This window comes from Coriobacteriia bacterium (assembly GCA_018368455.1).
In the GTDB taxonomy this organism is placed as follows: domain Bacteria; phylum Actinomycetota; class Coriobacteriia; order Coriobacteriales; family UMGS124; genus JAGZEG01.
The window spans coordinates 110,925-119,652 of sequence record JAGZEG010000010.1 but is presented as its reverse complement, the minus strand read 5'-3'; the positions used below and the strand labels follow the sequence as shown (position 1 = coordinate 119,652).

General features: G+C 62.2%; 7 protein-coding genes. 1 reads left to right on the top strand and 6 read right to left on the bottom strand.

Annotated features, from left to right (window positions below; genetic code table 11):
* Window positions 1-965: ATP-binding cassette domain-containing protein (locus KHZ24_07995; protein ID MBS5451133.1), on the top strand; the 965-nt coding region annotated here is incomplete at its 5' end.
* Window positions 966-1,524: 559 nt separating this feature from the next.
* On the opposite strand, the gene KHZ24_07990 is transcribed toward KHZ24_07995, so the two are convergent.
* The 6 genes from KHZ24_07990 to KHZ24_07965 form a co-directional block, all read right to left on the bottom strand.
* A complete protein-coding gene (locus KHZ24_07990; protein MBS5451132.1) occupies window positions 1,525-2,157 on the bottom strand; it encodes a phosphoribosylglycinamide formyltransferase in 633 nt (210 codons plus the stop codon).
* Window positions 2,158-2,451: 294 nt separating this feature from the next.
* On the bottom strand, window positions 2,452-3,519 hold the full coding sequence (locus KHZ24_07985; GenBank protein MBS5451131.1) for a phosphoribosylformylglycinamidine cyclo-ligase: 1,068 nt from the start codon (window positions 3,517-3,519) through the stop codon (window positions 2,452-2,454).
* A 29-nt stretch (window positions 3,520-3,548) separates the two neighbouring features.
* Window positions 3,549-5,081, bottom strand: coding sequence for an amidophosphoribosyltransferase (locus KHZ24_07980; protein MBS5451130.1), 1,533 nt, complete (start codon window positions 5,079-5,081; stop codon window positions 3,549-3,551).
* Between the two features lie 137 nt (window positions 5,082-5,218).
* On the bottom strand, window positions 5,219-6,103 hold the full coding sequence (locus tag KHZ24_07975; GenBank protein MBS5451129.1) for a class B sortase: 885 nt from the start codon (window positions 6,101-6,103) through the stop codon (window positions 5,219-5,221).
* A 574-nt stretch (window positions 6,104-6,677) separates the two neighbouring features.
* Window positions 6,678-7,121 (bottom strand): GatB/YqeY domain-containing protein, encoded by a 444-nt coding sequence (locus KHZ24_07970; protein MBS5451128.1) that lies wholly within the window; start codon window positions 7,119-7,121, stop codon window positions 6,678-6,680.
* A gap of 136 nt (window positions 7,122-7,257) precedes the next feature.
* On the bottom strand, window positions 7,258-8,442 hold the full coding sequence (locus KHZ24_07965) for a Fic family protein (GenBank protein ID MBS5451127.1): 1,185 nt from the start codon (window positions 8,440-8,442) through the stop codon (window positions 7,258-7,260).
* Window positions 8,443-8,728: the final 286 nt, after the last annotated feature.

Below are 8,728 nucleotides of genomic sequence, written 5' to 3'. Positions count from 1 at the left end.
GCATCATCGACGCCCTCATGAAGAAGCCCCGCCGCTACGTGAGTGCCGTGTCTGACGTGTCGCTGTCGCTCAACGAGGGCGAGACGCTCGGACTCGTCGGAGAGTCCGGCTGCGGCAAGTCGACGCTGGCCCGCACGATCATCCAGCTGTACAAGCCCTCCGAGGGCACGGTCGTGTTTGCCGGCACCGAGCTGACGAGCCTCCAGAAGAAGGACCTGCGCGAGAGCGCGCGCAACATCCAGATGATCTTCCAGGACCCGTACTCGTCGCTCAACCCGCGCATGACGGTGCGCGCCATGCTGCGCGAGGAGCTGCTACACCACAAGATGTGCTCGAAGGCCGAGGTCAACGACCGCATCGAGGAGCTGCTCGTGCTCGTGGGCCTCTCGCCCGAGCACGCCGACCGCCTGCCGAGCGCGTTCTCGGGCGGCCAGCGCCAGCGCATCGGCATCGCGCGCGCCCTGGCCGTGAAGCCCAAGCTCATCATCGCCGACGAACCGGTGTCGGCCCTGGACGTCTCCATCCAGGCGCAGATCATCAACTTGCTCATCGACCTTCAGGAGAAGCTCGGGCTGTCCATCCTGTTCATCTCGCATGACCTGCGCGTCGTGCGCTACATCTCCGACCGCGTGGCCGTCATGTACCTCGGCTCGCTCGTCGAGGTGGCCGAGACGAACGAGCTGTACGATCATCCGCGCCACCCCTACACCGAGGTGCTGCTCGCGGCCGCGCCGTCCATGGACGTGGACGCCCACATCACGAAGACCGTCGTGAAAGGCGAGCTGCCGAGCCCCATCAACGTGCCGAAGGGCTGCCGCTTCCACCCGCGGTGCCCCTTCGCAGACGAGAAGTGCGGCACCGAGGCGCCCAAGCTGCGCGACTTGGGCGGCGGGCACATCGTGGCCTGCCATCACCCGCTGAGCGTCACGCACGCCTCCGAGGAACACGACATCCCGAAGGCGTAACGAAGCCCGGAAGACGTGCGCACGACGAAGCCCGGCCGCCCTTCTCGCGAAGGGCGGCCGGGCTTTTTGTATTGGCGAGCTGATTTCTGACTACTCTCCGGCAAGCCCGCGCGTGGGCAGGGCGAGAATGCGGCCCTTTGCAAGGCTTGGGGCGCGTATGTGGACCTTGCTAGAGCTGGATATGTGGCACGCTTTCGCGGTTGTGCTAGGTTTTGCAAAACCGTGCCTCAAATTTGGGCTCGTTTTGCGGTTATGCGAGCTTTGTGCGAGAAGACATGACCTCGAAGCCAGGCAGCGCCTCAAGAAACCGCAGGTAGATACGTTACTAGCAGTCTGCAGGCAGCGGTGACACCTTCCGAGCGCCGTGCAAACCTAGCACAGCCGAAAATCGGGGCCAGATTTGGCAAGCGGTTTTGCAAAAGCTCGCACAACCGCAAATCCGTACCACTCAGGGGCGCCTCAAAAAGCAGGGCCTTACACAGCAAACGGCCCGCTGCAGCACGAATGCAGCGGGCTGTCCATCCCTACTCATATGTACGAAACGCCCGCGTGTCAGGCGCTATGCCTCCACAGGAGCAGGTGGGTCAATGCGCACGGTGTTGTCGCCCATCACGTGCACGCGATCCTCAGCGAGGAGCTGCAGCGTCTCCGGGTAAAGCGCATGTTCCGTCTCGTGGATGCGAGCCTCAAGGTCGTCGAGCGACATACCCTCGTCAACGGTCACGGCACGTTGGGCAATAATGGGGCCGCAGTCGTAGTCGGCGTTAGCAAAGTGCACGGTCACGCCCGTCACCTTGACGCCACGCGTCCACGCGTCCTGGATGGCGTGCGCACCCTTGAACGACGGGAGCAGCGCGGGATGCAGGTTCACGATGCGGTTGGGGAATGCCTCGAGCAGGGGCTCGCGCACCATGCGCATATAGCCAGCCATCACGACGTAGTCCACGCCGTGCTGCACGAGCTCGGTAGCGATGATTGTATCGGCCACGATGGGATCGGCGGCATAGACATCGCGCGACATCGAAAGCGTCTCGAGTCCTGCCTCTGCCGCACGCTTCAGGCCATAGGCGTCGGGACGGCTCGACACGACGAGCTCGATCGAGGCATCGAGCGACCCATCAGCGATGCGATCAATGATGGCCTGCAGGTTCGTGCCCGACCCCGAGATAAGAACGCCCAACTTAATGCTCATCCGCCCAACCCCTTCAGCTCTGCTCGACCCAACAGGCTCGCAAACTCGACCTCTATCCCGGCCCTGCGATCTTATCTTTGCCACCGCCCTTGACCTGCAAACCCTCTGACCTGGGCTTGGCTCCTGACATCTCGACCCCGACTCCGCCCTTGCCCTGCGCGCCGCCACAGTGCGGCAGATACAAGGCGCCCGGAGGCGACGCGTACTAAGTACGCGAGCCTCCGGGCAACGCCGCAGATGCCGTGCTGTGGTCTGCGCGCCCGCGGCAGGCGCCCTCCGGTGGCCCGAGACCCCCTACCGGTAAATAACGCGACCTGTGCCCGCCACCATCTCGCCAATCGGGAACACCGTCTCGCCGGCAGCAGTCAGAGCCTCGGCCACCTCGTCAACGCGCTGAGGATCCACGATGATCGCCATGCCGACGCCCATGTTGTACGTCTTGTAAGCCTCGTCGTCAGAGAGGCGAGCCGCGTTCACCACATACTCGATGACCGGCGGCACATTCCACGTACCGCGATCGATAGCCGCGTCCATCGTCGCGGGGATGACACGATTCAGGTTGTTCGTGATGCCGCCACCCGTGATGTGGGCGATGCCGTGGATGCCGTGATCCTCCTTGATGAGCGGCAGCACGCTCTTCACGTAGATGCGCGTCGGGCGCAGCGTTGCCTCAGCCAGGCTCTCGCCGCCCAGCTCGGGTAGCGGCTTGAAGTACTCCTCGCGATCACGTCCGTCGAGGATGATGCGGCGCACGAGCGAGAAGCCGTTGGAGTGCAGGCCGCTCGAGGCCACACCCAGAATGACGTCGCCCTCGTTGACCATCTCGGGCTGCAGGATCTTCGCACGGTCGACGACGCCCACCGTAAAGCCAGCCAGGTCGTACTCGTCGCTTGCCATGACGCCAGGGTGCTCGGCCATCTCGCCGCCCACCAGAGCGCAACCGGCCTGCTTGCACCCCTCTGCCACGCCGCTCACGATCTCGGCCACGTGATCGGCCTCGATATGACCGATCGCGATGTAGTCGAGGAAGAACAGGGGCTCGGCACCACCGGCCAGGATGTCATTGACGCACATGGCCACCAGATCGATGCCCACAGTGTCGTGCTTGCCGAAAACCTGCGCAAGCTTGATCTTCGTGCCGACGCCGTCCGTGCCGCTTACGAGCACGGGATCGTCCATGTCTTTGAACGCCGCCGCGGAGAACAGCGAGCCAAAGCCACCGAGTCCGCCGATGACCTCAGGGCGGCGCGTCGAGGCGACGCACTCCTTGATGGCATCGACCGCACGCTCGCCCTCGTCAACATCGACGCCGGCATCGCGGTAGGTGATCTCGGGGGCGCCCGCGGCACCCTGCTTGTTCAGCTCGTCCAGGTCGCTCGTGTTCTGGGTGCTCACTGGTACTCCCTTTCGATCTCGTCGGCGATGTCGCTGACCCTGCGCCGCGTGCTCTCGGGCGCCGCAGCCAGGTTGTTGGGCTCATACCCGTCGAGGAACTTGCCGCGCGAAAACGCTGCGGGAATCTCGACCGGATAGCATCCATCATAGCAGGCGCAACAGTATCCGCCCGGCCGCACGCAACCAAGCAAAGCGGGAACCGAAAGAAACGCCAGTGAGTCTGCCCCGATGTAATCGCACACGCCCTGCGGGTCCTTGCGCGCGGAGATGAGCTGCGCCTGCACGTCCGTGTCGATGCCGTAAAAGCACGGCCACTTGACCTCTGGCGACACGATGCGCATGTGAACCTCAGTTGCGCCCGCCTCGCGCAGCATGTGGACAATCTGCTTCGACGTCGTACCACGCACGATGGAATCGTCCACGACGACAAGGCGTTTGCCCTCGATAACCTCGCGCAGCGGATTGAGCTTCATGCGCACGCCCATCTGGCGCAGCTCCTGCGTCGGCTGGATGAACGTGCGACCAACGTAGCGGTTCTTCACAAGGCCGTCGCCGTAAGGAATGCCGCTCTCGCGCGAGAAGCCCACGGCTGCCGGGACACCCGAGTCGGGCACGGCGATAACGAGATCGGCATCGGCCGGGGCCTCGCGCGCCAGCTCACGACCCATGCGTACGCGAGCAGCGTAGATGGAGTCGCCTTCCATAACGGAGTCAGGGCGAGCGAAATACACGTGCTCGAAGATGCACAGCGCCCGCGGACGGGCGGGGACGGCCTGTTCGCTGACGAGGCCCTCGCGGTTGATGCGCAGAACCTCGCCAGGGCGCACGTCTCGCACGAACGTCGCGCCCAGGATGTCGAGGGCGCACGTCTCGCTTGCAACGCACCAACCGGCGCCATCGGGCAGCTCGCCGAGTACGAGCGGGCGGATGCCCTGCGGGTCACGGAATGCGTAGAGCGCCTCATCATTGATGAGCGCCATGGCATAACCGCCCTCGAGCAGCTCCATCGTGTTGCGAATGCCTTCGCGGATGTGATGCGTGTTCTGCGTGAAGTAGCCGATGAGGCGCGTGGCAACCTCGGAGTCGGTGTTGCTCATGAACGGAACGCCGAGATCGATGAGCTGGCGCCTCAGGTTATCGGAGTTGACGAGCGTGCCGTTGTGAGCTAGGGCGATGATGACATCGCCGATGGTGGAGAGGTGCGGTTGGGCGCCCATCCAGCCTTTAGAGCCCGCCGTACCATAGCGCACGTGCCCCACGGCGACGTCGCCGACGAGGGAAGCGATATCCGCATCGGAGAACACCTGGTTGACGAGGCCGGTGTCCTTGCGAACGAGCACGGTCTGACCGTCACCCACGGCTATGCCAGCCGACTCCTGGCCACGATGCTGCAACGCATGCAGGGCAAAGTACGACATGCGGGCGACATCTTTGCCCGGTGCCCACACGCCGAAAACGCCGCATTCCTCCTCGGGTTTGTCGGAGGATGCCCAGTCGGCGGATGAGCAAGGTGAGCTGTTCCCGCACATGGTGCAGTCGGACGGCTTTGACGCAAGTGAAGCCATGCTCAGGGCGTTCATAAACTCCTCTTCGGAAGTCATCGGGACACAATGCAAACGGGGGCTATGCCGCACACACAGCATAGCCCCCGCATAGGTCAGATGCGTTACGCAGCGACATCCTCCGCAGGCACGCCCTCATCCACCGGCACATCCTCGGCAGGAGCCGCGTCTTCGGCAGGAGCTGCCGCGTCGGTCGCAGGCTCGCCGGTCACGTCGCTCACGACCTGGCCCGCCTCTGAACGAATGTCGGCGATGTCTTGAGACGCGTCATGAGCAGCAGCACCGATCTGCGCACGATCGACAGCCAACAGGATCGTGCGGTCGTTCTCACGCTCGTAGCTGCAAGTCGACAGCATGTAGAGGTGCGCGATGCCCGCAACGTTCACGTCGGCTCGCCGAGAAGAGCAGCGATCGAGCAGGCCCTGCACGTAGGCCTGGAACTCCGCGTCAGACGCGAAGTCGAACCGCAGGACGCCCGTGTCCTCGCCGTCCACGACGAGCGCACCGATCGGGACGAGATCGTGCACCGCGCCGTCATCTGTCACGTAGTACACAGCGGGAATCGCGTCGAACTCCGCCTGGTCGGAGTAGTCGGCAACCTTTGCGAACATCTCTCCGTTCTTGAGGTGGTGCCCGTAGATGGTCGTGAGGCGATCGCCCAGCGCCGGGTCACTGCGGTAGTCGAGGAACACCGCACCGAAGTCATCATCGCGTCCGAGGAACGAGTGGTTAAGGTAGTAGTCGTTATCACCATGCTGGGCAATCGGATAGTTGACCGGCGTACCCGGAATCTGAACCCACCCCACGATCTCGGGGTTCTGCGTCTTGAGCGTCGTGAAGTCGACGACGGGCTCATTCGTTGCCGTGTCCTCGGTGACGTTCTGCGCGGCAAGGGCGGCGTACTCGTCTTTGTTCTGCTGGTAGTTGTGCTGCGTCATCAGATAGATGCCAAGCGCCGTGCCCAGCAAGGCCAGGCCCACGATGAGCAAGATGACCGCAGCAATTGTCGTACCGCGCCCGCTCTTTTTCTGAGGCGGCTGACCTCCGGAGGGCCCACCCGCCATCGAGGGCACGTAGCCGGGCACCTGGGGCAGGTCACGCGAAGAGGCGGGATTCTGGGCGAACCGGCGGCCGGCTGGCTGAGGGCGCTGGGCCGAGGACGATCCCTTATAGGCTGAGCGACTATATGCCGACGAAGGTGCGCCCTGAGGCTGTCCCCCCTGTGGCGCAGCGAAGCGAGATCCTCGAGGACTCGCAGTCCCTCGGGGCTGTCCTTGCCGTGCGCCACTCTGGGGAGCAGGGCCAGATGGCGGAGCAAAATGCGAGCCCCTCCGCTGATAGGGATTCTCGCCACCTGGACGCTGGTTGTTTTGTTGAGCCATGGTATCCGCCTGCCTTCGCATGCCACCGCCCAGGGTATCCCAACGCTTGGAAGATCACTCATCCAGCGCCGAGAATGACCCCTCGGCCCACATTCCCGGGATGGCGCCATGATAGCGCACCGCCAGGGCGTGCCACGACGCCTGGGCACCGTCTCGACGAATGCCCATCGACGCGGCGATGCTATGCCAGCTTTGCCCCCGCCAGCTTGGCAGCAGACGGCTTGTCGAAGTTGCCACCCGTGCGCTCGCCAAGCTCTTTCATGAGGCGGCCCATGTCCTTCTTCGAAGACAGGCCCAGCTCAGAAACGACAGCGTCGATAAGGGCAGCGAGCTCATCGCCAGCGACCTGATGGGGCAACAGGCCTTCGAGGATTTCCACCTGGCGTGCAAGGTTTGCGGTACGCTCCTCGTTCGTGCCGGCCTGACGCGAGTAATCGAGCGTCTCGGACGTCACCTTGATGAGCTTCTTGACGCAAGCCGTCACGTCGGCATCGGTCACATCGCGGCGCTGGTCGACTTCGATCTTTTTGAACTCCTCGTTCACCTGACGCAGGATGGACAGACGAACCTTATCCTTCGCACGCATGGCCTCTTTGATAAGTTCGAGCACTTCGTCTTTCGTCATGAGGCTGTTCTCCTTCTCACCGAGAGTATTCGTTGATGACATATGCCCATATACCCACCGCTCATCAGGTGCGCGGGAGCATTGCGCTGGGGAAAGTATATACCCATCATGCGCATATGGGAACATGTGTTCGTAATCATGTAAGGCGTCCACGTGCCAGAACTCGACGGATGCCAGCCATGCCAGATATCTCCTCAAGCACGTCTAGGAGCTCGTCCGCCTGGTAAAAGATACCCCGGCGAGCCGTGCCAATCGGTCTGAGCATCCCATAGGAGCACGCCCGGTCGAGCAGGTTATTTGCGGCTCGTACGGTGATACCCATCGTGCGTGCCAAGTATCGGGAATCAACGACAGGCTGCTCGGCCAGAACGTTTGGCAAGCGATGGATACTTGCCCCCACGCGCTCCTTCATACGAGACGACCAGCTAGACAGTACATCATCAAGAGCGCTCGCCACCAGTGAGCCTATGAGGATGGCTTGCTCAAGCGCTTCGACAATCCTCTCAACAATAGCAATGGGATTACCAGCTTGATATGCCCTCAGCGACTCCATATACATACCGACGTCGTGAAGCAAGCCCGCTGATACAGGAAGCGTCGCTTCGGTGAGAACGCCATCACGCCGTAGAATCTTATGGAGAAGCGTCCGTCCCGTTCGACCATTCCCGTCAATGAAGGGGTGGATCGTCTCGAATTGAGCGTGCACAATAGCAGCTTTGACGATGGGGTTCACGTTATCGCGGCGAGCGTAGATGACAAGGTCGTCGAGGCAGGCACGCACCCTAGACGGCTGAGGAGGGACAAAGAGGGCACCATGCGGGCTAAAGCCACTCCCCCCAATCCAAACCTGTTCCTCGCGAAGCTCTCCTCCAAATGACTCACCTGACGGCGCCATGAGAGCCCGGTGAATCTCGCAGATGCCGTCGACGGTAAGGTCATCGGGCAAGGCTAATGCAGTATGCATCGCGGCAACATTTCCCGCTATGAGACGTGCGTTATGTGGGGCCCCATCCGACAACTCCGCCAGCGCAACGTTACGCACGCTTGACGTCAAATTCTCGATCTGGGAGCTCGCCGCTGACTCACTGCGCAGAAGAAGAGCAGGCAGATTGTATCCCCGCGCTTGTTGACCCGCATCAAACCGAGCTAGGCTGACCATCAGGTCGTCCATGCGTGAGAGGATGTCTTGGGGAAGAGAGAAGTCCCGATCCGCAATAGCAGGGGGAACAGCCGCCCAGTATGTCGATCTGATGCGCTGACGCTGGCGCTTCGAGGCAAAAACAAGCTCGTCCGGATCGCGATGCCACGGCAGCTCTTCCAAAACAACGGGTGGCCACAAAGCGCCGGGTTGTTGTTTCCCCCCTGGTAGAACAGTCCGGCCCCCTAGCTCTTCCACACCGTCCTGATCATGCGGACATACTGAGCATGGCTGCAAAAAGTCCCGTTCTTTTTCCGTTTGCCGACATGACATCTCTAAGTTCACCTCTTATCTGCTGCTCTACGCGTAACACAAGGGTGGCACGCGGTGTCTCGCTTCCTCTATATCTTACCTAGAGGAAGCGAAATGGCATTCACTTCCTCTAAATGGCCTCGAAAAGAAGCGGACG

Bases quoted from the DNA above. Each gene is read 5' to 3' on its own strand.
- KHZ24_07980 (MBS5451130.1), bottom strand. From the start codon at position 5,081: ATGTGCGGGAACAGCTCACCTTGCTCATCCGCCGACTGGGCATCCTCC.
- KHZ24_07990 (MBS5451132.1), bottom strand. From the start codon at position 2,157: ATGAGCATTAAGTTGGGCGTTCTTATCTCGGGGTCGGGCACGAACCTG.
- KHZ24_07970 (MBS5451128.1), bottom strand. From the start codon at position 7,121: ATGACGAAAGACGAAGTGCTCGAACTTATCAAAGAGGCCATGCGTGCG.